This window comes from Bacteroides sp. D22 (assembly GCF_000163675.1).
Classification (GTDB): domain Bacteria; phylum Bacteroidota; class Bacteroidia; order Bacteroidales; family Bacteroidaceae; genus Bacteroides; species Bacteroides xylanisolvens.
Genome location: NZ_GG774798.1, coordinates 177193 through 202354 on the forward strand (window position 1 = coordinate 177193; position 25162 = coordinate 202354).

General features: G+C 43.1%; 20 protein-coding genes. 17 read left to right on the forward strand and 3 right to left on the reverse strand.

Annotated features, from left to right (window positions below; all coding sequences use genetic code 11):
- The first annotated feature begins 770 nt into the window (after nt 1-770).
- The 7 genes from HMPREF0106_RS19580 to HMPREF0106_RS19550 all read left to right on the forward strand — a co-directional run bounded on the left by HMPREF0106_RS19580 (nt 771) and on the right by HMPREF0106_RS19550 (nt 10232).
- Entirely contained in the window at nt 771-2849 is a 2079-nt protein-coding gene (locus HMPREF0106_RS19580) for a BT4734/BF3469 family protein (RefSeq protein WP_009039142.1), read from the forward strand.
- A gap of 78 nt (nt 2850-2927) precedes the next feature.
- Nucleotides 2928-4061 (forward strand): AAA family ATPase, encoded by a 1134-nt coding sequence (locus HMPREF0106_RS19575; protein WP_008642709.1) that lies wholly within the window; start codon nt 2928-2930, stop codon nt 4059-4061.
- A gap of 120 nt (nt 4062-4181) precedes the next feature.
- Entirely contained in the window at nt 4182-6017 is a 1836-nt protein-coding gene (locus HMPREF0106_RS19570; RefSeq protein WP_008024069.1) for an ABC transporter ATP-binding protein, read from the forward strand.
- Nucleotides 6018-6046: 29 nt separating this feature from the next.
- Nucleotides 6047-6850, forward strand: coding sequence for a polysaccharide deacetylase family protein (locus tag HMPREF0106_RS19565; protein WP_004314478.1), 804 nt, complete (start codon nt 6047-6049; stop codon nt 6848-6850).
- A complete protein-coding gene (locus HMPREF0106_RS19560) occupies nt 6847-7803 on the forward strand; it encodes a glycosyltransferase family 2 protein (RefSeq protein WP_004314479.1) in 957 nt (318 codons plus the stop codon). The genes HMPREF0106_RS19565 and HMPREF0106_RS19560 overlap by 4 nt, the downstream gene beginning before the upstream one ends.
- Nucleotides 7787-8206 carry a GtrA family protein gene (locus HMPREF0106_RS19555; RefSeq protein WP_004314482.1) on the forward strand — a complete coding sequence of 140 codons (420 nt, stop codon included), beginning with the start codon at nt 7787-7789 and terminating at the stop codon, nt 8204-8206. Before HMPREF0106_RS19560 ends, HMPREF0106_RS19555 begins: the two co-directional genes overlap by 17 nt.
- Before the next feature lie 46 nt (nt 8207-8252).
- Nucleotides 8253-10232, forward strand: a complete 1980-nt coding sequence (locus tag HMPREF0106_RS19550; RefSeq protein WP_009039143.1) for an LTA synthase family protein — start codon at nt 8253-8255, stop codon at nt 10230-10232.
- Here HMPREF0106_RS19550 and HMPREF0106_RS19545 read toward each other — a convergent pair.
- Together HMPREF0106_RS19545 and HMPREF0106_RS19540 are read right to left on the reverse strand one after the other, a co-directional pair.
- Nucleotides 10219-11991, reverse strand: a complete 1773-nt coding sequence (locus HMPREF0106_RS19545; protein ID WP_009039144.1) for an ArnT family glycosyltransferase — start codon at nt 11989-11991, stop codon at nt 10219-10221. The genes HMPREF0106_RS19550 and HMPREF0106_RS19545 overlap by 14 nt on opposite strands.
- A 29-nt stretch (nt 11992-12020) precedes the next feature.
- Nucleotides 12021-12656, reverse strand: coding sequence for a viroplasmin family protein (locus HMPREF0106_RS19540; protein WP_008024073.1), 636 nt, complete (start codon nt 12654-12656; stop codon nt 12021-12023).
- 139 nt (nt 12657-12795) lie between these two features.
- Here HMPREF0106_RS19540 and HMPREF0106_RS19535 point away from each other — a divergent pair, with 139 nt between their 5' ends.
- The 9 genes from HMPREF0106_RS19535 (at nt 12796) to HMPREF0106_RS19495 (ending at nt 23364) form a co-directional block, all read left to right on the forward strand.
- Nucleotides 12796-13398, forward strand: coding sequence for a nitroreductase family protein (locus HMPREF0106_RS19535; RefSeq protein WP_009039145.1), 603 nt, complete (start codon nt 12796-12798; stop codon nt 13396-13398).
- A gap of 115 nt (nt 13399-13513) precedes the next feature.
- Nucleotides 13514-14041 carry a shikimate kinase gene (locus tag HMPREF0106_RS19530; RefSeq protein ID WP_009039146.1) on the forward strand — a complete coding sequence of 176 codons (528 nt, stop codon included), beginning with the start codon at nt 13514-13516 and terminating at the stop codon, nt 14039-14041.
- A 136-nt stretch (nt 14042-14177) separates the two neighbouring features.
- Nucleotides 14178-16676, forward strand: coding sequence for a tetratricopeptide repeat protein (locus HMPREF0106_RS19525; protein ID WP_009039147.1), 2499 nt, complete (start codon nt 14178-14180; stop codon nt 16674-16676).
- A gap of 9 nt (nt 16677-16685) precedes the next feature.
- Nucleotides 16686-18452, forward strand: a complete 1767-nt coding sequence (locus HMPREF0106_RS19520) for an HSP90 family protein (protein ID WP_009039148.1) — start codon at nt 16686-16688, stop codon at nt 18450-18452.
- A 9-nt stretch (nt 18453-18461) separates the two neighbouring features.
- Nucleotides 18462-19532, forward strand: coding sequence for a hypothetical protein (locus HMPREF0106_RS19515; protein WP_009039149.1), 1071 nt, complete (start codon nt 18462-18464; stop codon nt 19530-19532).
- Nucleotides 19533-19601: 69 nt separating this feature from the next.
- Nucleotides 19602-21494, forward strand: a complete 1893-nt coding sequence (gene speA / locus HMPREF0106_RS19510) for a biosynthetic arginine decarboxylase (RefSeq protein ID WP_008024078.1) — start codon at nt 19602-19604, stop codon at nt 21492-21494.
- A gap of 56 nt (nt 21495-21550) precedes the next feature.
- Nucleotides 21551-22324 carry an acetylglutamate kinase gene (gene argB, locus HMPREF0106_RS19505; protein WP_022198948.1) on the forward strand — a complete coding sequence of 258 codons (774 nt, stop codon included), beginning with the start codon at nt 21551-21553 and terminating at the stop codon, nt 22322-22324.
- 61 nt (nt 22325-22385) lie between these two features.
- Nucleotides 22386-22895 (forward strand): RNA polymerase sigma factor, encoded by a 510-nt coding sequence (locus HMPREF0106_RS19500; protein WP_009039151.1) that lies wholly within the window; start codon nt 22386-22388, stop codon nt 22893-22895.
- The gene (locus HMPREF0106_RS19495) at nt 22885-23364 is read left to right on the forward strand and encodes a hypothetical protein (RefSeq protein WP_004315419.1); all 480 of its coding nucleotides are present in this window, start codon (nt 22885-22887) and stop codon (nt 23362-23364) included. Before HMPREF0106_RS19500 ends, HMPREF0106_RS19495 begins: the two co-directional genes overlap by 11 nt.
- A 182-nt stretch (nt 23365-23546) precedes the next feature.
- On the opposite strand, the gene HMPREF0106_RS19490 is transcribed toward HMPREF0106_RS19495, so the two are convergent.
- The gene (locus HMPREF0106_RS19490) at nt 23547-24329 is read right to left on the reverse strand and encodes a head GIN domain-containing protein (protein WP_008024080.1); all 783 of its coding nucleotides are present in this window, start codon (nt 24327-24329) and stop codon (nt 23547-23549) included.
- 129 nt (nt 24330-24458) lie between these two features.
- Between HMPREF0106_RS19490 and HMPREF0106_RS19485 the strand changes: the two genes are divergently transcribed.
- A complete protein-coding gene (locus tag HMPREF0106_RS19485) occupies nt 24459-25157 on the forward strand; it encodes a SprT family zinc-dependent metalloprotease (RefSeq protein WP_008642733.1) in 699 nt (232 codons plus the stop codon).
- Nucleotides 25158-25162: the final 5 nt, after the last annotated feature.

The window sequence follows — 25162 nt, forward strand, 5'->3', positions numbered from 1 at the left end:
AGCAGCAATGGATATATAGATAATAGTTTCCATTTTATGTACTTTTTTGCGGTTCATCCTAGGATCTTCTATTTGTTTACAAAGGTCAATTATGCCAATTTTCATGTTAGTTTATGTTTTATAATATCTTATAAAGATAAGGAAAATAATCGACATATACAATAGATAATACACTAATAGTCAATAATATAAAAATAAAATACAAGTTGTAAGATAGTAAAAAATATAATGCGTCGACCCTGTATTCAACCGCCATCCTGATTGTTCCACTACAGTGAACGGTTCTTTTCACTCTAGTAGACAGAACTTTTTACTGTAGTGAACAGGCCTGTGCACTCCAGTGGAACGATTGGGATGCTCTTTCAAAGATACGACATTATTAGGTGAAAAACAAGTAATTAACTAGTTGTTTTCATGAAAGAAATAGCTAGCTGTTTTCTAAGATAAGCTTGGCGGATAAACAGGAGAATAGTTGTGTCTGACTATGAGAAATACCCTGATAGAGTATGAGAAATAGCGGCTTTTTGAAGAAAATCGATGAGGATAGTATGAGAAACACCTGTTTTAAAAACGTTTCTCATAATGTACTTCTTTGATTATATGTGCTTTATCTGAAATCTATGAGAACATGAGAAATAGAATTGAAAAATCTTTCTAGTAGAAAGATGAAATAAGTATTCTCTGAAAAGTTGTTTGTGTGGAATATTTACAGTATATTTGTGTCGTAATAATCGCCCTACAAAACACATGCAGGACAAATAAATAAAGTAATGAGAATAACACTGGTAAGAGACGATGGCAAGGTGAACACTATGCGTACGTTAAGAATTGAACAGCTCGTGGAGCAAATGAAAGTGGAAACCAAAACACAGCCTGTCTCAAAAATGAGAGAAGTCCTGCCTTTTATGCTTCCGGGTGATAAAAATGACTATGTACAGAAAGTGCCGAAGCTGATACCTGCAGCCGCCTTTTTTCGCAAAGGCGGCATAACGACGATGAGTGAATACAATGGAATTGTGATGATTCAGGTCAACAACTTGTCCGGACGTATGGAAGCGGATGAAGTGAAAGAACGGGTAAAGGAGCTTCCGCAGACTTACTTAGCTTTCACCGGTTCTTCCGGAAAGTCCGTGAAAGTATGGGTACGCTTTACTTATCCCAATGATCGTTTGCCGACAACTAGTGAAGAAGCGGAGCTTTTTCATGCGCATGCCTATCGGTTGGCAGTGAAATTTTATCAGCCACAACTTCCTTATGATATCGAGCTGAAAGTACCTTCGTTGGAGCAATATTGTCGTTTAACTTTTGACCCGCACTTGTATTTTAATCCCGAAGCAATGCCTATTTATATGAAGCAGCCTGCCGCTATGCCGGGTGAGGTGACTTATCGCGAACGGGTGCAAACGGAAACTTCACCGTTACAACGGCTTGCGCCGGGATATGAAAAGTGTAATGCGCTTTCTGTCCTTTTCGAAGCTGCTTTTGCACGTGCGTTGGATGAAGAGACTGATTATCAACCGGAAGGAGACAAACAATCGCTGTTGATTAATCTAGCAGGACATTGTTTCCGTGCCGGTATTCCAGAGGAAGATACAGTGCGATGGTCTCGCGCTCATTATCGCTTGCCGAAGGACGATACATTGGTTCGGGGAACCGTGCGAAATGTATACCGCACTTGTGAGGGATTTGCGAGTAAAAGTAGTCTGTTGCCGGAACAATTATTTGTCATGCAGATGGATGAGTTTATGAAACGGCGTTATGATTTTCGTTTCAACCAGTTGACATCACAAGTGGAATGTCGTGAACGGAACAGCTTTAATTTTTATTTTCATCCGGTGGATAAACGGTTGATGGCAAGTATTGCAATGAATGCACATTATGAAGGGCTTAAGCTGTGGGATAAAGACGTGGTACGTTACCTGAATTCGGATCATGTGCCGGTTTATCAGCCTATCGAGGAATTTCTTTATGACCTTCCTCATTGGGATGGTAAGGATCACATCGGCGATCTTGCCAAACGAGTTCCTTGCGATCATCCTCATTGGGCGCAATTGTTTCGTCGTTGGTTTCTTAGTATGATAGCGCATTGGCGTGGAATGGGAAAGAATCATGCAAATAGCACTTCCCCTATATTGATAGGTCCACAGGCTTATCGTAAGTCTACATTCTGCCGGTTGATTTTGCCTCCATGCTTGCAGGCTTATTATACGGATAGCATTGATTTCAGCCGGAAGCGGGATGCCGAGTTATACTTGAATCGCTTTTTATTGATTAATATGGATGAGTTCGATCAGATTGGCATCAATCAGCAGTCTTTCCTCAAGCATATTCTGCAAAAGCCCGTTGTCAACACACGACGTCCGAATGCTTCGGCTGTGGAGGAATTGCGTCGGTATGCCTCTTTTATAGGAACGAGTAATCATAAAGATTTGCTGACGGATACTTCCGGTAGTCGCCGTTTTATCGGTGTTGAGGTGACTGGAGTGATTGATGTGGTCCGTCCTATTGATTATGAGCAATTGTATGCACAGGCAATGGCACTGCTGCGCAGTAATGAACGCTACTGGTTTGATGAGAAGGAAGAGGCTATTATGACGGAGGCGAACCGGGAGTTTGAGCAGTCGCCGGCAATCGAGCAGTTGTTCCAGGTGTATTACCGGGTAGCGGAAGAGGAAGAAGAGGGAGAATGGTTACTTGCTGCAGATATACTTCAGCGGATACAAAAGGCAAGTAAAATGAAGATTTCTTCCGGACAGGTTAATTATTTCGGGCGTATTTTGCAGAGGCTGGGAGTAAAGTCATTCAGGAAAACACGCGGAGTTTATTATCATGTGGTGGCTGTTGGGTAAGGGTGATGATGAAATAATGCATGAGATGTGCATTTTATTATTTTATAATAATTATCTTTGCGTAATAACGTGAGATATATGAAGGCTATGATAAGAAATCCTTTTATAACAAGTGGATATGTGTCTGCTGATTATTTTTGTGACCGTCAGCAGGAAAGCGAACAGTTGGTACGCGAAGTGATGAATGGGAATAACCTGGCTCTTGTCTCTACCCGACGAATGGGAAAGACGGGGCTGATCCGTCATTGCTTTCAGTTTCCTGAAATTAAGCAGGACTATTACACTTTCTTTATTGATATATATGACAGCCGGTCATTGCGCGACTTGGTATTTGCACTTAGTAAAGAGATTTTGGAAGTACTGAAACCTATAGGGAAGAAAGCTTTGCATGGTTTTTGGGAATGTGTGAAATCTTTGCAGGCCAGTATCTCTTTTGATGTGAATGGTATGCCTTCTTTGAATTTGGGATTAGGAGATATACAAGCTCCGGCTACTACGCTCGATGAAATCTTCCGGTATTTAGAGCAAGCGGATAAGCCTTGTTTGATTGCCATTGATGAATTTCAGCAGATTACCGGATATGCAGAGAAAAATGTAGAGGCTACTCTCCGGACTTATGTGCAGCATTGTAATAATGCGCGTTTCATTTTTGCCGGGAGCCAGCGGCATGTGATGGGGAATATGTTTTTGACGCCTTCCAGACCTTTTTATCAAAGTGTGTCAATGATGCATTTGGAAAGTATTCCTTTAGAAGAATACATGCGTTTTGCATGTATGCATTTCAAACGTGCAGGCAAAGAAATGGAAGAAAGTGCTGTTACCACAGTTTATCAACAGTTTGAAGGAGTCACATGGTATATACAAAAAGTATTGAATACACTTTATGATATGACCCCGGAGCACGGAGTCTGTAAAGTGGAAATGGTGTCAGAGGCTATTCGGCAGATTATTGATTCATTCAGATATACTTATTCGGAAATCCTTTTTCGTTTGCCGGAAAAGCAAAAGGAGTTACTGATTGCTATCACTAAAGAGGGAAAAGCGAAAGCTATTACTTCCGGTGCTTTCATAAAGAAATACAGACTGGCTTCAGCCAGTTCTGTGCAGGCAGCATTGAAAGGGTTACTGGAAAAGGATTTTGTGACCCAGGAAAAGGGAGTGTATCAAATATATGATCGTTTTTTGGGTATTTGGTTGAAAGAGAATTATTGAGTCGTTTTTTGTTTGTTGAAACGTGCTTTTCGATAAATCGCGTTAATAATTAGCTGAAACTACTGCCTGTTAATCAGTTTTATTGTATCTTTGCGGTCTTAACTTTTTTAATGGTAAATAATGAAGGAATTTCTACAACTAATGCGACGTTTCGTGTCGCCTTATAAGAAGTATATCGGCTGGGCTATTTTGCTGAATATTTTGTCTGCTGTATTCAACGTATTTTCATTTACTTTCCTGATTCCTATTTTGAGTATTCTGTTTAAAACAGAAGGAGCGGATAAAGTATACCATTTTATGGAATGGGGTAGTGGTGATTTAGCAGATGTTGCCAAGAATAACTTCTATTATTACATATCTCAAATGATAATGGATAATGGTCCTACTATAGCCCTTATCTTTTTAGGATTGTTCCTGATGATAATGACATTGTTTAAAACCGGTTGTTACTTTGCTTCTTCAGCTGTAATGATTCCATTGCGTACGGGAGTGGTACGTGATATCCGTATTATGGTATATGCAAAAGTAATGCGCTTGCCAATGTCTTTTTTCTCTGAAGAAAGAAAGGGAGATATCATAGCTCGTATGAGTGGTGACGTGGGAGAGGTTGAAAACTCCATTACTAGTTCGTTGGATATGTTGATGAAGAGTCCGATTCTGATTCTTCTTTATTTTATCACTTTGGTTATAACGAGTTGGCAGTTGACCCTTTTTACCATCGTTGTATTGCCGGGAATGGGTTGGCTGATGGGAGCGGTCGGAAGAAAACTGAAACGCCAGTCATTGGAGGCACAGTCAAAATGGAGTGATACGATGTCGCAATTGGAAGAAACATTGGGTGGATTGCGTATTATCAAAGCTTTTATTGCAGAAGATAAGATGATTAATCGTTTTACCAAATGTAGTAATGAATTGCGTGATGCTTCGAATAAAGTTGCTATACGTCAGGCATTAGCACATCCGATGAGTGAGTTTTTGGGAACCATTCTGATTGTAGCCGTACTGTGGTTTGGTGGTACATTGATTTTGGGACAGAATGCAACCATCGATGCTCCTACATTCATCTTCTATATGGTTATCCTGTATAGTGTAATCAATCCGTTGAAAGACTTTGCTAAAGCAGGATACAACATTCCGAAAGGTTTGGCTTCTATGGAACGTGTTGATAAAATCCTGAAAGCAGAGAATAAGATAAAGGAGATTCCGAATCCGAAACCGTTGAAAGGTTTGAATGACAAGATTGAATTTAAAGATATCTCTTTCAGCTACGATGGTAAGAGAGAGGTATTGAAACATGTAAATTTGACAGTTCCCAAAGGAAAAACGATTGCACTGGTTGGGCAATCGGGTTCCGGTAAATCTACCTTAGTCGATTTGTTGCCACGTTACCATGATGTACAGGAAGGTGATATTACCATTGACGGAACGAGCATCCGCGACGTGCGTATTGCTGATTTGCGTAGTCTGATTGGTAATGTAAACCAGGAAGCTATTTTGTTCAATGATACATTCTTCAATAACATTGCTTTTGGTGTGGAGAATGCGACAATGGAACAAGTGGTAGAGGCAGCAAAGATTGCCAATGCACATGATTTCATCATGGAGAAACCGGAAGGATATAACATGAATATCGGTGACCGTGGTGGAAAATTGTCCGGTGGTCAGCGCCAGCGTATCAGTATCGCCCGTGCCATCCTGAAGAACCCTCCGATTCTGATTCTCGATGAAGCTACTTCTGCATTGGATACCGAATCAGAACGTCTCGTGCAGGAAGCGTTGGAACGTTTGATGAAAACACGTACAACGATTGCTATTGCCCACCGTCTTTCTACTATTAAGAATGCAGATGAAATCTGCGTGTTGTATGAAGGAGAGATTGTAGAACGTGGTAAGCATGAGGAACTTATAGAATTAAACGGCTATTACAAACGCCTGCATGATATGCAACAACTGTAATGCGGCAATTGTAATTTTTTGATAATGCAATGATATTATTAAGTTTTGATACAGAAGAATTTGATGTACCTCGTGAACATGGCGTAGACTTTCCGTTGGATGAAGCGATGAAAGTATCAGTCTATGGTACGAACCGGATACTGGACTGCCTGAAAAAAAACGGGGTGAAAGCTACCTTCTTCTGTACAAGCAATTTTGCAGAAAATGCGCCGGAGGTGATGCGGCGCATTATGGACGAAGGACATGAAGTGGCTGCGCATGGATGTGACCATTGGCAGCCGCAGGCTTCAGATGTCAGCCGTTCAAAAGAAATTCTGGAACGTCTTACCGGCAGAACGATAGAAGGCTATCGCCAACCGCGTATGTTTCCCGTATCAGATACGGAACTTGAACGAATGGGGTATGTGTACAACTCCTCATTGAATCCCGCATTTATCCCCGGAAGATATATGCATTTATCAGAGCCGCGTACCTGCTTTATGACAGGTAAACTACTTCAGATCCCGGCTTCTGTAACTCCATGGATTCGTTTCCCACTATTTTGGTTGTCTTGTCATAATCTGCCGATGTGGCTTTATCAAAGCCTGGTAAACCGGGTGTTGAAACATGACGGATATTTTGTGACCTATTTCCACCCGTGGGAGTTCTATCCGTTGGGTGAACACCCTGAATTTAAAATGCCTTTTATCATCCGCAACCATTCCGGCAAAGGAATGGAGGAACGTTTGGATATGCTTATCCGCAACCTGAAAGAAAAAGGCTATCCTTTTATGACTTACTCGGAGTTTGCGCAGATAAAACTGGCTGAACTAAATAAACCGGACGAAAAATGATTAAATTGGCTATTGTATCCCCCTGTTATAATGAGGAGGAAGTGTTGGAAGAGTCAACCACCCGTTTGACAGCTTTGTTTGATGACTTGGTGGCGAAAAAAAAGATCAGCGCCGACAGTTTTGTGCTCTTTGTGAATGATGGCAGTAAAGATCGTACATGGAGCATTATTAAACAACTGCACCGGACGAATCCATATATAAAAGGAATGAACCTGGCTCGCAACGTGGGACATCAGTATGCTATCATGGCCGGTATGATGACCGCTAAAGATTGGAGCGATGCCGTTATTACCATTGATGCCGATTTGCAGGATGATCTGAATGCGATTGAGGAGATGATCGATGCTTATACACAAGGATATGATGTCGTATACGGGGTGAAAGTATCCCGCCAGGCAGATCCGATGCTGAAACGTCTTTCCGCAACCGCTTTTTATAAATTACAGCACCGGATGGGAGTAGAGACAATCTACAATCATGCGGATTTCCGTTTTTTGAGTAGGAGAGTACTGGAACAGCTGTCTCATTATCAAGAACGTAATGTCTATTTGCGTGGTATTATCCCATTGCTGGGTTTTCCTTCTACTACGGTAGATGACGTAATCCGGGAACGGACAGCCGGAACCTCCAAATATACAGTAAGAAAGATGTTCAGCCTGGCCTTGGACGGAATAACCTCTTTCTCGGTGAAGCCTATTTACGGTATTGTTTATCTGGGAATTATATTTGTTTTTATCAGTATACTGATCGGAATTTATGTATTGTACTCTTTAATTTCGGGTACGGCAGAGCATGGCTGGGCGTCTTTGATGTTGTCTGTCTGGTTTGTCGGTGGAATTGTTCTAATGTCAATAGGAGCTGTCGGGTTGTATATTGGGAAAATCTATAAAGAAGTAAAACGTCGTCCGCTCTATAATGTGGAAGAAGTACTATACGATGACCAAGATAAGTAAAGCTATATTTGACAGGCATCCGGACTGGCGGGATAAGTTCTGGCAATTCGTTCGTTTCGGAGTTGTCGGCACTGTATCCTCGGCTATTCATTACGGAGTGTATTGTCTGGTTTTACTGGTTGCAAACGCCAATATCTCTTTTACGGCAGGTTATGCCGTCGGATTTATTTGCAATTATTTCCTCACTACCTTTTTTACTTTTCGTTCCAAGCCCTCGTCTCGCAATGCGGTTGGGTTTGGCTTTAGCCATCTGATTAATTATCTGCTTGAGATTGGTTTGTTGAATCTCTTTCTTTGGATAGGGGCAGGCGAACTTCTGGCGCCGATACTGGTGATGATAATTGTAGTACCTATCAATTTCCTAATTCTTCATTTCGTTTATATCTACAAAGGGAGAAAATAATTTTATTAAATCTCTTTCATTTAATTCATAAAAAGAAAAGGCTATTATGAAACGTTTTCTAAATCTTATTGTATATATACTTTCGATACATATTTCGGCTTTGCTGATCGCAGGACTGTTTCGCCTGGTACTTTTTATCTCATCCTATCATCAATTGACTTCTGAAGCCTTGTCGGATAAGAGCCTTTCAATGCTTGCTTTTGTACATGGTGTCTGGTTTGATAATGTGATTGGTTGCTACATACTTCTGTTGCCGCTGGCAGTTGCGGTGGTGTGTGGAGTCTGCAACTATTATGGGAAAGCATTGTTCCGTTTCTTCACGATCTTTTTCAGTGTGTTTTATGGGCTGGTCTATTTAATCAGTGCGTCGGACATACCCTACTTTGCCTATTTCTTTAAGCATATCAATTCTTCTATATTCGAATGGTTCGGTTATGCAGGAACTACCGCCGGAATGATATTGGGAGAAAGTGCCTATTACTTGTCCATCGGATTATTCCTGCTCTTCTTGGCCGGGTTCATAGTATGGCTTGTCTGTCTGTCGCGTTATTTCCATCGTCGTAGCCTTACTATTTCCGCTTCGTTCCCATTTTGGAAGAGAGGAGTTGTGGTTCTGGTCGGAGCTTGTCTGATCGGCCTCTGCATCTTTGGAATTCGGGGGCGTACAGGTTATAATCCGATCAAAGTGAGTGCGGCATATTTCTGTCAGGATGCTTTTCTGAATCAATTGGGAGTAAGTCCGACTTTTAATCTGTTGACGAGTGTGATGGATGATATGCGTCCTGAAAATAAATACTTGCATCTGATGGATGAGCAGGAAGCCATAACTAAGGCGCAAGCTCTGCTCAACCGTCAGGGAGATGCGAATGTTTCCCCGTTGGCTGTCTACAGGCATGCTGCAAAAGCGGATAGCGTGCAACAACGCCGTCCTAATGTCGTCTTGATTATGATGGAATCCATGTCCAGTAAACTGATGAAGCATTTCGGGCAATCAGAAACGCTGACTCCTTTCCTGGATAGTCTGTATACCCGTTCTATTAGCTTCCGTAATTTCTATTCGGCAGGAATCCATACGAATCATGGTTTGTATGCCACCTTGTATTCTTTTCCGGCTATGATGAAACGGAACCTGATGAAAGGCTCTGTCATTCCCCGCTATTCGGGACTGCCTACCGTACTGAAAGAAAACGGCTATTACAACTTTTTCTTTATGACGCATGAAGGGCAGTATGATAATATGAACGCTTTCTTCCGGACGAACGGCTATGATGAAGTGTTTTCACAAGAAGACTATCCGGCTGATAAGGTTGTGAATAGCTTTGGAGTGCAGGATGATTTCTTGTATGACTATGCAATTCCGGTATTGAATCAGCGGGCTGCCACCGGACAACCGTTTTTTGCTACTTTACTGTCCATCAGTAATCATCCGCCGTATGTGATACCTCCTTTCTTCCATCCGAAAACAAGTGAACCGGAGATGCAGATCGTTGAGTATGCGGATTGGGCTTTGCGTCAGTTCTTTGAAGAGGCGCGTAAACAACCCTGGTTTGATAATACGATATTCGTATTGGAAGGAGATCATGGCAAACTGGTGGGAGACGCCGAATGTGAACTACCGGAATCTTATAATCATATTCCACTGATGATTTACTCCAGCCGTATTCATCCGGAAGAGAAAAACACTTTTGGAGGTCAGGTAGATATACAGCCTACGATATTGGGGCTGTTGAATATTGATTATCTACAGAATAATTTTGGAGTGGATTTGCTGAAAGAAGAACGTCCCTGTATGTTTTATACTGCCGACAATATGATTGTGGGACGCAATGATACGTTATTGTATCTTTATAATTACGAGACGCAGCAGGAATTTACTTATCATATAGACAATGGCAAATTGAAAGCCGTTCCGATGGATGATCGCTTTTTGCCTTTAAAAGAATATAGTTTTTCCATGCTCCAATCGGCAGAGTTCCTTGTGAAGCATGGAAAAACGGTAAATTCTGTCCCTTTTACTCAACAATAGGAGTAGTTTCGGTTTTTTCAGGCTGTTCGTTTTTAACGAACTTGTATACTTTGGCTATTTGCCGGAGCACTCGTTTAGGAGATTCGTAAACCTGTTCGAACTGATACCCCTCTTTCTCAAATTCAGGAAGATATTTCTCTGCGTCATTGGTGCCGATCAACAAGAAACCTTTGGCAGGACGTTTTTGGTAGAAGTTGTCGAGACGGTTATGCAGGTAGAAATTAATCTCGAAGTAATGTACAGGGTCACCTGCTGCATGCAGACTTTCTTCAATGAATTCGTACATAGTCCCTTCGCTTTCCGGCGCAATCTTTTCGATCTCTGCAGCGACGAATTTGACGGATTTCGAATTTAATGCTGCCGGCTGATAAGCACCGTCCAATGCAAGGTATAATCCCATGGTAAGCACGACGAGGGCATACAGGAAGCGGTTGCTCAATGCATGTTTCCGTTGATAGAACCACCAGTAGATACCGAGGACGGTAGGAACGGCAATCAGCAACAAGGCTCCTGCACCGCTGATATTCTGTATGGCGCGCATGAAATTAATGTTGTCCTGTGCGTGACGGCCGTGGAAGATTGTTTCAGGGATGAGCCCGCATTTTAATACAATGAAGCAAGTGAACAGCAACAGGCTGATTACCGCAAGAATACTTCCATATACTTTGATGACTTTGGATTGCTTCTTGACCAGATAAAATAGATATTTGGCAAGGAAATAAGCAATGAAAGGATAGATAGGCATCAGATAGACGCTGCGTTTGCTCTGCGGAATGCAGTAGAAAACGAAGATGACGACAATACTGGTGAAAGAGAATAAATCCACCGGATCCATATTCTTTATCCAAGCAGTGAAACGTTTCCACCAAGCGGCAGGCTGGATATTGAATTTATGGTAAGTCAGGCTGAACAGGGAAAGTACGACTAACAGTGTCCAGGGAACATATCCGGCAAACAAGGTCACGAAATTATAGTGCCAGGGGTTCACGCATGAATTATAGCTCATAGTATTGGTCATGCGGCCGAGGTTTTCCTCCATCACTAATGCGATGAATTCTTCTCCACCTTGTTGGTAAGCAGCTACGTACCAGCAGATAGGCAGGATGAGAGAAAGGATAGCCCAGGCGGAAAGTAGCAGGAATGCCTTGAAGAAGTTGACACCCCGGAGTAACAAGAATATGCCTACAACTAAGCATGGAATGATAGTACCTACCGGTCCTTTAGTCAGTGTTCCGCAACTCATCAGGAGAATGGCCAGCCAGGGAATACCTTTAAGCCCCTTCTCATACCATCTGTAGAGACAATATAGAGCGCCAACGGTGAGCGCTGTCAATACCATGTCCACCCGGCAGTTGGCTCCGGCCCGGTGTAATTCGAAATTAGTCAGGGTAATAAAGGCGGCCAATAACGCCAGTTGCACTCCTTTTCTTTTGGCAAAGAACAGAAAGCCGCAGAGAGTCATGGCAATCAAGGCGATGGCGGACGGCAGGCGGGAGGTCATTTCTGTGACTTGCCCTCCGTTCACTACTGCTGATACAGCAGCGATGCTCCAATGGAAGAAAGGCGGTTTATAAGCCATTTCTCCTCCGTTGTTTCTGGGTAAGATCCAGTTTCCGCTATCCAGCATGGAATAGGAAACAATAGCTTCGCGAGGCTCACCTTTCGTGTGGTATTCCGACAAGCCGAGGAAAGGCAGGATAGTAACTACGCAAATGACTAATAACAGCCAGAAAGCTTTGTTTGAAGTCAATGTTTTCATCTTTTCTTATGATTGAAATTTATGTTCTTTTATTTTCTGCCGAAGTCGGCCGGAATTTCTCCCCATTCTTTCGTTTCCCATTTCAGGATACGAGTGGTATATGTATTTTCCCGCAACCATTTTTCTGCCCGTTCGATCAATAAAAACAGTTCTTCCGTTTCCGGAGTGCGGGGGAGCTTGGTTTTGCACTTCTTCTGCCGTACCCAGCTGATCGCATTGGCGCTATCACTGTAAATAGGCATGTCGAAACCTTTGTTCTTCAACAACGCCAACCCGTGTACGATGGCTAGAAATTCGCCGATATTATTCGTGCCTTTCATCGGGCCGAAATGAAAAATTTCCTGCCGGCTGGCAATGTGTACTCCACGATACTCCATCGGTCCCGGATTACCGCTACAGGCTGCGTCGACTGCCAGGCTGTTGTCGATCACGCAAGAGGGTAAAGTATCTGACGAAGGTTTGGAACCTCCTGATTTAGACTTTGCGTTTTTGCCGATATAAGCGTATGGAGACATTGTCAGCGCGCGTTCCGCTTCTTCGCGCGTATCGAATGATTTGTATTTGGCAGCTTCGTATCCTTTGATTTGAAGCTGGCAGTCTGTCCAGGAAGTGTAAATCCCGGGTGTGACGCCTTCCCATACGACATAAAATTTTTGTTTTGCCATTTTTCTGACGATAAATTTAGATAGTCAATGAATTGACGCTGCGAAGGTACAAATATATTCTCTAACTGAACAAGTTAGGGGGGATACTTGTTATAAAAAAAAGAGAGTTTTAAGAATATAAAATAAGAAAGGAACTATGATGGAAAGATCTTTTAGTGAAGCTTTGAAACAACGTCGGACTTACTATTCAATTACTAATCAGTCACCTATATCCGATCAGGAGATCGAATGTATCGTTAATATGACCGTGCGTCACGTACCGTCAGCATTCAATTCACAGACTACACGTGTGGTGCTCCTGTTGGGAGAATCTCATAAGAAACTGTGGCAGATCGTGAAAGATACATTGAAGAAGATTGTACCGGCTGAAGCTTTTGTAAAGACAGAAGAGAAGATAGATCATTCCTTTGCCTGTGGCTACGGAACTGTACTGTTCTTTGAGGATCAAAAAGTAGTGAAAGGACTTCAGGAGGCTTTCCCGTCTTATCAGGAGAACTTCCCGGGATGGTCATTGCAGACTTCTGCCATGCACCAGCTGGCTATCTGGGTGATGCTTGAGGATGTAGGTTTCGGAGCATCGCTGCAACACTATAACCCGTTGATTGATGAAGAAGTGCGCCGTGCATGGAACTTGCCGGAACATTGGCATCTGATTGCGGAAATGCCGTTCGGACTTCCTATTGGCAAACCGGGTGAAAAAGAATTTCAGCCGCTTGAAGAACGGGTGAGAATCTTTAAATAAATCGGGAATGAAGAATGAATAATGAAGAATTGGATGGCATAATGGCTAAAATTCTTCATTCTTCATTCTTCATTCTTCATTAAATGATTAATTTTGTGAGCAAAATTAGTCATTTATGGTTCGTATCTTTCTTACCGGCTATATGGGTGCCGGAAAAACGACGTTGGGTAAAGCATTTGCCCGGCAAATGAATATACCGTTCGTTGATCTGGACTGGTATATCGAAGAGCGTTTTCACAAAACCGTTGGAGAATTATTCACTGAACGAGGCGAAACAGGATTCAGGGAACTGGAGCGGAATATGCTTCATGAAGTAGCCGAGTTTGAGAATGTGGTAATTTCGACGGGAGGTGGAGCGCCTTGTTTTTTTGATAATATGGAATTTATGAACCGGACCGGAAAGACGGTTTTTCTCGATGTGCATCCGGATGTGCTGTTCAGACGCTTGCGTGTGGCTAAACAGCAACGCCCTATTCTTCAGGGGAAAGAGGATGACGAACTGAAAGCGTTCATCGTTCAGGCGCTTGAGAAACGCGCACCTTTTTATCACCAGGCACAATATATCTTTAATGCAGACGAATTGGAAGACCGTTGGCAGATTGAAACATCGGTGCAACGTTTGCAACAACTTCTTGGATTATAATCTGTGCCTAAATTGTATATCAGACTTTATTTTTTTGATACTCTTTATTGTTCATTCAGTCAATATTAGTACCTTGCACTCGTTATGAGATTTTTTTTATTGACTAATAACACAAAATTAAGGTAAAGTCTATATCATGAAAATTTTAAAAGAGAAATTTGGAGAGTTATCCGCTAGAATAAAAGCGTCCGGACAGCCTGCAAGGGCATGGTTTCCACAGTATACACCGGCCTCATTATTAAATGCGGAAAATTGGTGGGAAGCATTGGCTGTATGTGAATATGCTTTGGACACAAAAGAAGACGAGAAATTAACAGAAGATTTTTTTGAACTGATATTCAGTGCTTTTGACTGTAACGTAGAGGTCGATCTCAACGCAGAAGAATATGAATTCTGGTGGGAGAAGGTAATGCAGGTATGCGACCGTGTAGCTGTGTTTAGCGGTGCGGGATGGGCACAGAAGGGTGCGCAATATTCTGAAGCCCGTTATGGAAAGCGGGATATGAGTTATTTGTTTCCGTATTACGAAAAGGCTGCCGATATGGGTTGGGCTGAAGCGGAAGCAACTGTTGCCTATTGGCGATACATGGGATTCTATTGCGAGCAAAATAAAGAAGAGGGCGAACGACGTTTTGCCGCTCTCACTTCTCCCGAAGCTATTTTATGGGGAAAACATTATCGTGCTTTTGTCGAAGAATTTACAGGAGATAAAGCGAAGGCGTTGCAGATACGGAATGACCTGCTTGCCGAACTGCCTGAAGGAGAACGTTTGCGTGCTCATGTATATGCAGCACTGGGAGACGCGCTCGACAGGGCGGAAGGCAGTGTGGCAGAGGAAGCTGCTTACTACGAAAAGTCTCTGGAGATAGTTCCCAATCTTTATAGTCTTAAAAATCTGGCTACCCTTTATTTCCGTTATCCGGAACTGAATAAACCGAAAGAACTGGGCTTTGAACTTTGGGAAAAAGCCTGGCATGCAGGTGTGTGGTCTGCCGCTAACTTCCTGGGATATAATTATCAGGAAGAAGAATGGCTGGATATGCCGAAAGCTATTGAATGGCTGGAAAAGGGGATGCTTTATTGTGAATCTTACAGTGCGTATGAACTGGCGCTGATCTACCTGTATAATGATGAATATAAGAACGTGGAACGCGGACTGATGTGTCTGAACCGTTGCGTGGAAGATAACTATATACAAGGTATAGAAGGACTGGCTAATATCTATTTCAACGGTGAATTGGTGGAAGAGGACATGAATCGTGCGAAAGAATTGTTGGAGAAGGCTATTGAACTGGGTTCGGGAAATGCAGCTTATCGTCTAGGCTGGATGTATGAGCGTGGCTTCTTGTCTGAACAACCGGATTATGTGAAGGCGTTAGAGTATTATGAAAAGGCAGCTTCGCTGAACAATGCCGACGGATATTGTCGGATGGCGCTTTACCGGGCTAATGGATACAGCGGTGTAAAAGATGCTGATAAGTCGAGAGAATGTTATGAAAAAGCAGCCGAACTGGGTTCCTGCTTTGCTCTTGTAGAACTGGCGTTCTTGTATGAGAATGGCGATGGGGTGGAGAAGAACTATGAAAAGGCATTTGAACTGATTAGTAGGGCTGCCGGACAGGGTTATCCTTATGCGATGTTCCGTTCTGGTCTTTATATGGAAAAAGGTGTTCTTGGTGAAGCAAAACCGGAAGAGGCGTTCGCTTGGTATACAAAGGCGGCAGAAGCGGATGATAATGATGCGATCTTTGCTCTGGGACGCTGTTATAAAGAAGGAATCGGAACGGCAGAAGACTGGGATAAGGCACTCGAATGGTTCGGCAAAGGAGCGGAGAAGGAAGAGTCCCGTTGTCTGACAGAGCTGGGCCTGGCTTATGAAAATGGCAATGGCGTGGAAGAAAATCCGCAAAAGGCTGTGGAATATATGATGAAAGCTGCTGAACAGGACTATGGTTATGCCCAGTTTAAGATGGGAGACTATTATTTCTTTGGTTGCGGTCCCTGTCTGGAAGACAATAAAAAGGCTATGGAATGGTATGAGAAGGCTGTGGCCAACGAAATTCCAATGGCAATGTTGCGTATGGGTGAGTATTACCTGTATGATTATGACAGTCTGAACGAATCGGAAAAGGCTTTTGCCTATTTCAAGAAAGCTGCCGAATACGAGTGGTATAGCGAAGGATTGGGTATCTGTTATGAAATGGGTATCGGAGTGGAAGATAATGAAACGGAAGCTTTTAAATATTATACGCTGGCTGCGGATAATGGAAATACGATGAGTATGTATCGTACCGGACTTTGCTATTACAACGGAGTAGGTGTGAAACAGAACTATGCCGAAGCTTACCGCTGGTTTACGGATGCGGCAGGGAATGAAAATATTGCTGCGACTTATTATCTCGGTAAGATGATGATGTATGGCGAAGGTTGTACTCCTGATCCGGAAGCTGCGGTGCAATGGCTGCTGAAAGCTGCTGAAAAAAATAGCGACAAAGCGCAATTTGAACTTGGAAATGCCTATCTGACGGGCAAAGGCGTGGAAGAAAACGATGAAATTGCAATGGAATGGTTCGAAAAGGCCGCAGAGAATGGCAATGAGAAAGCTCTTAAAATTACCGGAAGGAGGAGAAAGTAAAAGAGGAACATGGAAAAAGAAGGGAATAATCTGTTTCAGGTCAATCTTAAAGGTATGATTGCCCTGTTATCAGAGCACATTTATAGTAACCCGAATACTTTTGTTCGCGAACTGTTGCAGAATTGCGTAGATGCCATCACGGCACTACGCAATATCGACGAGAATTATAAAGGACGTATCGATGTCTTTCTGAATGAAGACAAAACGGTGGTGTTCAGGGATAATGGAGTCGGACTGAAAGAAGAGGAAGTTTATCGTTTTCTGACGGTTATCGGAGAGAGTTCAAAACGGGATACTCCCGATGCGGACGATTTTATCGGAAGGTTCGGTATCGGATTGTTATCTTGTTTTGTGGTGACTAATGAAATCACCGTGGAGAGTCGTTCGGCAATGGGCGGACAACCTGTTTGCTGGTGTGGCAAAGTAGATGGGACGTATCAGCTGACTTTATCGGACGAAGAACGGCCTATCGGGTCGCAGGTGGTGTTGCATCCGAAAGGAGACTGGATGCATCTTTTTGAATATGAAACGTTTAAGAAGATACTGGTCAGTTATGGGGAAGTGTTGCCATATCCTATCTATCTGCATTATCAGGGGGAAGAGGAGTTGGTAAATACGCCTTCGCCCGTATGGCTTGACCCGAAGGCGACTCGCAAGGAGTTGCTGGATTATGGGGCAAAAGTATTCCAGTCGTCTGCTCTTGATGCTTTCCGGATTTATACTGAAAGTGGTAAGGTAGAAGGGGTGCTTTATGTTTTGCCTTTCCGAACACAATTTTCAGTACGCAATTCTCATAAGGTCTACCTTAAACGTATGCTGTTGAGTGAGGACGATTGTAATCTGTTGCCGCCGTGGGCTTTCTTTATCCGTTGTCTGGTGAATGCGGACGGATTGCTGTCTACTGCTTCCCGCGAGTCTTTGGTGAGCAATGACCAGTTGAAGGATGCGCGGAAAGAGATCGGGATAGCTATCAAGGATTATTTGCGGGGATTGGTGCAGAATGACCGAGCCATGTTCAACCGGATCTTGGATGTTCATCACTTCCATATCAAGGCGATTGCTTCGGAAGACAATGAACTGCTCCGTTTGTTTATGGATTACCTTCCTTTTGAAACAAATAAGGGGCTGCGTGGTTTTGGAAGTATTCGTTCGGCAAGCAATGTGATATGCTATACCAAGAATCTGGAAGATTTCCGTCAGGTGCGCCGTATAGCCGGAGCGCAAGGATGGCTGGTGGTGAATGCTGCTTACACTTTTGATGAGACTTTGTTGAAAAAGTATGTCCGTCTGAATCCGGAACTTACGTTGGATGAAATATCTCCTTCACGGTTGCTGGAACAGTTTGGCGAAGTGGAGGCGAATAAAGAGTTTCAGGCTTTTGAAATGAAAGCGAACGAGCTGTTGAAGCGGTTTGGCTGTGTCTGTCGTCTGAAACATTTTACTCCGGTGGATATTCCGGTAATCTTTGTGGCGGAGGAAAAGGAGAATGTAGCTAAAAGTGCCAATAATCCGTTGGCGGCTGTATTGGGGGCTGTCAATACTGCCAAGCAAATCCCACCGACACTCACTTTCAATGCGGATAACGAAATGGTACAGACTTTATTGCAAATACAGGGAGACAATAAATTGTTTCAGCATGTGGTGCATATATTGTATGTACAGTCGCTTTTGCAAGGTAAATATCCGGTGAACAGTGAAGAAATGGAGCTTTTCAACCGTTCGCTTAGCGAACTGATGACTTCGAAAATGAATGATTTTATAAATTTCCTGAATTAAAAAAAGAGTATGAGATACACACTTGAAATACAAAAACTGCTGTTGCAGACACAGAATGACAGCCTGCATCCCCGTGAAAAAGCCAATCTATTGAAAGAAGCTATCCGCATCGCTGATGAGAACGAAGATGTGGAATGGGCTACGGAGTTGAGACTGGATCTTATCTATGAACTGAATCTTCTTTCGGCAGATGCGGAAGAGATTACCGTGTTCTCTAAAATCCTGGATGATTACGAGAATCACAAGGATGTAATCAAAGAAGATGACTTGTTGTGGAAATATAAATGGATCTGGGCTTGTACGTTCGATCTGCCGGAAATTCCGATGGAACAGGTGAAAGCGATCGGTGAGGATTATAAAACCCGTATTCTCCGGAATGGATATTCTTTGCGGAGTTATTATCACCGCTGGTCTGTGGAATGTGTTTGGATGCGCCAGTATGACAAGGCAAAAGAATACATTGACAAGATGCTGAATGAAAAGATAGACGGTCAGTCGTGTGAGGCTTGCGAACTGAATTTTATGCTGGATTATTATTTGGAAACAGGGCAGTTTGATGAGGCTTACAGCCGGGCGCAGCCATTGATTAATAAGCAGGTCACCTGTTATGAAGCCAATTTGCGGGCTTACTTGAAGCTCTCCTATTATGCACAGAAAGCTGGCAAACCGGAGGTTGCCGCTGATATGTGTGCACGTGCCGAAGAAGCATTGCAGGGAAGAGAAAAGGATGAATATCTTTTGCTTTACTTGGGATTGTTTATTGCTTATAATATAATGACGAAGCCGGAAAGAGGCTGGGAGTATGCCGAGCGATGCATCGGTTGGAGTTTGCGTACGAATACGTTGAAGAAATATCGCTTCTCTTGCGATATGGTAGAGGCCTTGAAGTATGAGACCCGTCCGGAAGTCTCCTTGTCGTTGCCGGAGGAATTCCCTCTTTATCGTCCGGATGGAATTTATCAGGTCAGCGAGCTTCGCAATTATTTCTATCAGCAGGCGGAAGAGCTGGCACTTCGCTATGACGCCCGCAACGGAAATAGTGGTTATATGGACCGTTTGAAACAATTAATGTCCAATTAATTGCCAACATGTAGATTAATCCGTATTTTTGCCGTCCAATTATTTACTAAAAACACTGAATAACAGAAAATGAGAAAGTGGCGTATTGAAGATTCTGAGGAACTCTACAACATCACAGGTTGGGGTACCTCGTACTTTGGTATTAATGACAAAGGTCATGTCGTTGTTACACCTCGTAAAGATGGAGTATCCGTTGATTTGAAAGAACTGGTCGATGAGTTACAATTGCGTGATGTGGCATCTCCCATGCTGGTGCGTTTCCCGGATATTTTGGACAACCGTATTGAAAAGATGTCATCCTGCTTTAAACAGGCAGCCGAGGAGTATGGTTATAAAGCCCAGAACTTTATTATTTATCCGATTAAGGTCAACCAGATGCGCCCTGTGGTGGAAGAAATTATCAGCCACGGAAAGAAGTTCAATCTCGGACTGGAAGCCGGCTCTAAACCGGAACTCCATGCGGTGATTGCGGTCAATACGGACTCTGACTCATTGATTGTTTGCAACGGATATAAAGACGAAAGTTATATTGAACTGGCTCTGCTTGCCCAAAAGATGGGTAAACGTATCTATCTCGTTGTGGAGAAGATGAACGAACTGAAGCTGATAGCAAAAATGGCAAAGCAGCTGAATGTGCAGCCTAATATCGGTATACGTATCAAACTCGCTTCTTCCGGTAGCGGAAAGTGGGAAGAGTCGGGAGGAGATGCCAGCAAGTTTGGCTTGACTTCCAGTGAACTTCTCGAAGCGCTCGATTTTCTGGAGAGCAAAGGCTTAAAAGATTGTCTGAAACTGATTCATTTCCATATCGGCAGTCAGGTGACGAAGATCCGTCGTATCAAAACGGCTTTGCGCGAGGCTTCACAATTTTACGTGCAGCTCCATTCAATGGGCTTTAAGGTGGAGTTTGTTGATATTGGCGGTGGACTGGGAGTGGATTATGACGGAACTCGTTCATCCAATAGCGAAGGTAGCGTAAACTATTCCATTCAGGAGTATGTAAACGACTCTATCTCTACGCTGGTAGACGTGAGCGATAAAAATGGTATCCCGCATCCGAATATCATAACGGAAAGTGGACGTGCATTGACGGCACACCATTCTGTTCTTATCTTTGAAGTTCTTGAAACCGCTACTTTACCCGAATGGGATGACGAGGAGGAAATTGCTCCGGATGCACACGAATTGGTGCAGGAGTTATATGGAATCTGGGATTCGCTGAATCAGAACAAGATGTTGGAAGCATGGCACGATGCACAGCAGATCAGGGAGGAAGCATTGGACTTGTTCAGTCATGGAATCGTAGATCTGAAAACCCGCGCACAAATCGAGCGTCTGTATTGGTCTATTACACGTGAGATTAATCAGATTGCAGCCGGTTTGAAGCATGCACCCGATGAATTCCGTGGATTGTCCAAACTGCTTGCCGATAAATATTTCTGTAACTTCTCGCTGTTTCAGTCACTTCCTGACTCTTGGGCAATTGACCAGATATTCCCGATCATGCCTATTCAGCGATTGGATGAAAAACCGGAGCGTTCGGCTACCTTGCAAGATATAACCTGTGATTCGGACGGCAAAATTGCCAACTTTATCTCTACCCGTAACGTGGCTCATTATCTGCCTGTACATGCACTGAAGAAAACAGAACCTTATTATGTGGCTGTATTCCTGGTGGGTGCTTATCAGGAGATTTTAGGAGATATGCATAATTTGTTCGGTGATACGAACGCCGTGCATGTTTCGGTGAACGAGAAAGGATATAATATCGAACAGATTATCGACGGAGAAACGGTAGCGGAGGTGTTGGACTATGTGCAGTACAATCCGAAGAAGCTGGTACGTACGCTCGAAACTTGGGTGACTAAATCAGTGAAAGAAGGAAAAATCTCCTTGGAAGAAGGAAAAGAATTCCTTTCCAACTATCGTTCGGGGCTTTACGGATATACTTATTTGGAATAACCGGCAGGGTGCCGGAGCCGGATTCTCCATTCGGTGAACTTATTAGAAATCAAGAAATGAGAGAAAAACTAACAGTAATTAAGGTGGGTGGCAAAATCGTAGAAGAGGAAGCCACCCTTCGTCAGTTGTTAAATGACTTTGCCGCTATTGACGGACATAAAGTGTTGGTTCATGGTGGCGGTCGTTCGGCAACAAAGATTGCCGCGCAACTGGGTATTGAAAGCAAAATGGTAAATGGTCGTCGGATTACCGATGCCGAAACGTTGAAAGTCGTAACGATGGTGTACGGCGGATTGGTGAATAAAAACATTGTGGCAGGTCTGCAAGCACGCGGAGTCAATGCACTCGGATTGACCGGAGCGGATATGAATGTAATCCGTTCGGTGAAACGTCCGGTGAAAGAAGTAGACTACGGGTTTGTGGGGGATGTGGAACAGGTGGATGCCACTTTATTGTCGGATTTGATACATAAAGGCGTTGTTCCCGTGATGGCTCCATTGACACATGACGGTCACGGCAATATGTTGAATACGAATGCAGATACCATTGCCGGGGAGACAGCGAAAGCGTTGTCGGCTCTGTTTGATGTGACATTGGTGTATTGTTTCGAGAAGAAAGGTGTGTTGCGTGACGAGAATGATGACGACAGTGTGATTCCTCAAATCACCCGTACCGAATTTGAACAATATGTAGCCGATGGCGTTATTCAAGGAGGTATGATTCCTAAGTTGGAAAATTCTTTTGAAGCAATAAATGCAGGAGTTTCTGAAGTGGTAATCACCTTAGCGTCAGCGATTAACGACTCTGGAGGAACGAGAATAAAAAAATAATTCAAAAAAAAGTAGTGGGCGACTGTAACTTTTCATATCCTAGCCCGTCATTATTATAGAGATGCAAGAAATCAGCTTCCGAAACGATATTTTGCCGTTGAAGGATAAACTCTTTCGATTGGCTCTCAGAATCACCCTGGATAGGGCCGAAGCCGAGGATGTCGTTCAGGACACCATGATAAGAGTGTGGAACAAGCGTGATGAGTGGTCTCAATTTGAATCGGTCGAAGCCTATTGCCTGACAGTGGCAAAGAACCTGGCGATAGACCGGAGTCAAAAGAAAGAAGCTCAAAACGTGGAACTCACCCCCGAAATGGCGGAAGAACCTGATGCAAACAGTCCGTATGACCAGATGATTCATGATGAAAGAATGAACATCATTAATAGACTGGTAAACGAACTTCCCGAAAAACAGCGGCTTATCATGCAACTGAGGGACATTGAAGGTGAAAGCTATAAAAAAATTGCAACCTTGCTGAATCTGACAGAGGAACAAGTCAAAGTGAATCTCTTCAGAGCCAGGCAAAAAGTAAAACAAAGGTATTTAGAAATTGACGAATATGGATTATAAGGATATAGAACAGCTCCTCGAGCGATATTGGCAATGCGAAACTTCCGTTGAGGAGGAAGCAACATTGCGCGACTTCTTCGCAAAGGAAGAAGTTCCGGCTCATTTGCTTCGCTATAAGAATCTGTTTGTTTATCAGCAGGTTCAGCAGGAAGTAGGACTGGGCGAAGACTTTGATGCACGTATTCTGGCAGAGGTGGAGCCTACGGTAGTAAAAGCGAAACGTTTGACACTGACCGGTCGTTTTATTCCTCTGTTCAAGGCTGCTGCCGTAATTGCAATCATCCTTTCTTTGGGGAATGTGGCACAACATTCTTTCTCCGGAGATGATGGAAGTGTATTGGCTACGGATACCATTGGTAAACAAGTAACTGCACCGTCGGTCGCTATCTCAAATGATGTGAAAGCGGAACAGGTCCTGGCGGATAGCCTGGCGAAGATCAACCACAAGGTGCAAGTTATAAACGAATAGACATTTTCATTTGCTTTAAACATATAATATAGTTAGTGTGCTTAATTAAAACAACAACGAAGGCGAAACTGTGAAGTTTTCAATTCTCTCAAATTTTTATAATGAAACTAACTAAATAAATGGGCTACCGCGCGATGCAGTAGCCCTTTTATGTTTTTAAACTGTCTTTATTTAAGCTGTCTTTATTTGATCTGCCGTATATTTTTTCGTGGCGCATCCACTTCTTGAGGATCTCCTTTATAGGCAATATCACCGCTTCCTTTGACGCGGGCAACCAGCTTCTGACTGGCATAGCAGCTGATGTTGCCGGAGCCGCTAATGCTTGCGTCTGTGTTTTCTGCTTGCAAATCGGCAGCTTGAATATTTCCTGATCCGGCAATAGAATAGCTCGCTTGAATGGCTTTGCCGTTCAGATTGATATTGCCCGAACCGGAAATACTTGCCTGACATTCCTGGCTCTCTATTTGTTGTAGTCTTACATCTCCCGAACCATTAATTGAAACGGCCATTTTTTGGCAATTGAATCCTTCTCCCTGAATGTTGCCCGAACCGTTGATGTGGAACTCAATATCTTTAGAGGTTTGTATCCCATTGATTAATCTTATATTTCCTGAACCGTTGACCGACAGCTTATTCAGTTCCGGAGCAAAAACTTTTATTTCCAGTTTTCCTTTCCAGATAGTGACATTCTTCTTGAATTTTATAATGAATGTACTACCCTCCACATACGTTTCTATAAGTGGTATGATGTTGTCGGAACCATGAATTTCGACATGGCTGCATGTGTCTTGCCAATAACTAATGTTGGCGCTTCCCACTAGTTTGATTTCATTGAAGTGGTCGGCTTTCACTTCTTTGGAGATGTAATTCTTACTGCCTACGATGTGTTTTCCCCGCAAGCAAGAGCCGGCAGTAAGTACTAGAAACATTCCCGTGACTAATACGAGCAATAAACTTGTTTTCATAATTACGCTTTTCTATGATTGATATAATGGTTAGACGGAAGAATTTGATCTAAAGTTGCATCTTCCATAAAGTTTTTCGTTAGCGTCTTCTTTTTTATTACTTTTGTGGCTGTTGATAGGAGGATTATAATGGATAAGATTATAGAAGATGATGAGTTAGGGCGTCTGGTGATACGCGTCAATTCACGTGCGAGAAGTCTTGTGTTTCGTACCAAGAGTGATGCTGTTTATGTTTCAGTTCCTCCCGGTACTACCCTGAAAGAAGTGAAACAGGCCATCGAGAACCTGCGTGGAAAGCTTCTGGCCTCCCGGCAAAAAATCGCTCGTCCGTTGATTGATTTGAATTATAAGATTGATGCGGAGCATTTTAAACTATCTTTGGTGTCGGGCGAGAAAGATCAGTTTCTGGCTAATTCCCGGTTGGGTGTAATGGAGATCGTTTGTCCGCCTCATGCCGATTTTACAGATGAAAAACTGCAAAGCTGGTTGCATAAGGTTATTGAAGAATCATTGAGACGAAATGCCAAAAGTATTCTGCCTTCACGTCTGGCCTTCTTGTCCAAGCAATGCGGATTGTCCTATTCGAGTGTGAAAATAAACTCCAGTCAGGGCAGATGGGGGAGTTGTTCGGCTCGAAAAGCTATTAATTTATCCTATTACCTGGTTTTGCTGCCTTCTCATTTGATAGACTACGTGTTGTTGCACGAATTATGCCATACCCGCGAGATGAATCATAGCGAGCGATTCTGGGCGTTACTCAATCAATATACAGAAGGAAAAGCATTGACCTTGCGGGGAGAATTGAGAAAGTACCGTACAGAAATATAAAATAA